We start from the raw sequence: 253 nt of genomic DNA, 5'->3' as shown, positions 1-253 counted from the left end.
AGCGGACTCTGTTGCGAAAGGGTTTAACCTTGAGGCGTAGTCGGACGGGGTCGCATTGTCGTACATGATGCAGTCCTACGGGGTGCAATCCATGCTGAAAGACGGGCACAAGCTGCTCACCGGGCTGGAGGAAGCCGAGCTGAAGAACATCGATGCTGTGAAGCAGCTGTCGAAAATCACGCGGACGTCCTTAGGTCCCAACGGGATGAACAAAATGATCATCAATCACCTGGAAAAGCTCTTCGTGACGACG

General features: G+C 54.2%; 1 protein-coding gene. It reads left to right on the top strand.

Annotated features, from left to right (window positions below; genetic code table 11):
* Nucleotides 1-64 precede the first annotated feature (64 nt).
* Nucleotides 65-253, top strand: a 189-nt coding sequence (locus tag KVT39_RS37060) for a hypothetical protein (RefSeq protein ID WP_217591499.1), incomplete at its 3' end; no start/stop codon positions are given.

Source organism: Burkholderia sp. GbtcB21, assembly GCF_019091065.1.
Taxonomy (GTDB): Bacteria; Pseudomonadota; Gammaproteobacteria; order Burkholderiales; family Burkholderiaceae; genus Burkholderia; species Burkholderia pyrrocinia_C.
The sequence above is the reverse complement of the archived record's forward strand: the minus strand, read 5'-3'. Positions and strand labels throughout refer to the sequence as shown.